Annotated in this window: 1 protein-coding gene; it reads right to left on the bottom strand. The window is 71.7% G+C overall.

What is annotated here, in order from left to right; all coding sequences use genetic code 11:
• Positions 1 to 1351 (bottom strand): type VII secretion protein EccCa (gene eccCa / locus ABZV34_RS39560; protein ID WP_356288167.1); only part of this gene is annotated, 1351 nt, incomplete at both ends.

The raw sequence follows: 1351 nt of genomic DNA, 5'->3' as shown, positions 1-1351 counted from the left end.
GGGCGGGCGCCGGACCGGCCGGCTCCTGGCGGCGGGCCGGGTGCAGGGACTGCTCGGCCAGCGCCCTGGCCGCCAACTCCGATCGCAGTGGGCCCTGCTGGGCCAGGTCGAAGAGTGTCAGCTCCGCTGCCGGGGTGTCCGGCAGCGCCGGGCCGGGGCCCGCGGCGGCCGGTTCGGGAGCCGGACCGGAGACGTAGGCCGCCTTGAACCGGGCCAGGTTGGTGGTGTCGATCTTGAGGAAGCCGTTGCCGGGGGCGGAGGGGAGCTCGTAGGCACTGGAGACGCCGATGACGCTGCGTGACTCCATCGCGGAGAAGGTGCGCAGCGCGATGCGGTAGGAGAGATGGCCCTCCACCTTGTGGATCCGGCTCTCGTCCAGCCGCTGGGAGGCGAGCAGCAGGTGGACGCCCAGACTGCGCCCGAGGCGGCCGATCGACACGAAGAGGTCGACGAACTCCGGCTTGCTGGCCAGGAGTTCGGAGAACTCGTCGACGATGACCAGAAGTGAGGGCAGGGGAGCGAGGTCGGCGCCTGACGCCCGGGCCTTCTCGTAGGCGAAGAGCGAGGAGTGACCGGACCCGCGCAGCAGCTCCTGACGGCGGATCATCTCGCCGTTGATGGCATCACGCATCCGGTCGACCAAGTGGATCTCGTCGGCCAGGTTGGTGATCACCGCGGAGGTGTGCGGCAGCCGGTCCATGTTCAGGAAGGTCGCGCCGCCCTTGAAGTCCACCAGGACCAGGTTGAGCACCTCGGAGGAGTGGGTGGTCACCAACCCCATCACCAGGGTGCGCAGGAGCTCGCTCTTGCCCGATCCGGTCGCGCCGATCAGCAGCCCGTGCGGCCCCATGCCGCCCTGTGCGGACTCCTTGAGGTCCAGCTGCACGACCTCGCCGTCCTCGGTCACCCCCAGCGGCACCTGCAGGCGGGCCGCCTGCTGCTGTCGCGGCCGCCACGTGGCCGCGACGTCGAAGGTCCGCGGGTCTCGGATGCCCAGCAGGGTGACCAGGTCCAGGTCCGACTCCAGCGGGCGCTCGGCCAGGTCCACGGTGCTGCTGGTGCGCAGCGGGGCCAGGGCGCGGGCCAGACGTTCGGCACCGGCGGTGCTGAGGGTGTCGGCGTTCGCCGTCACCAGCTCGTCCCCGGAGGGGAATTCCACCTGGTCCCCGGTGACGTTCAGTCGCAGCACCTTGGGGCCGCCGACCATCGAGCCCGTCGCGTCGAGCACGACCACGTTGCGCAGGCCGCCCGCCGACAACCGCGAGGTGGCGGGGATCCGCACCCCCTGGGCCACGATGACCACGAAGGGCTCCGCGACGCTCGGCGACGCCGCCGGGTCGTGGTCGGGGCG

Origin of the sequence: Streptomyces sp. NPDC005195 (assembly GCF_040608315.1) — a bacterium.
GTDB lineage: Bacteria > Actinomycetota > Actinomycetes > Streptomycetales > Streptomycetaceae > Streptomyces > Streptomyces kaempferi.
This window is presented reverse-complemented; position numbering and strand designations above follow the sequence as displayed.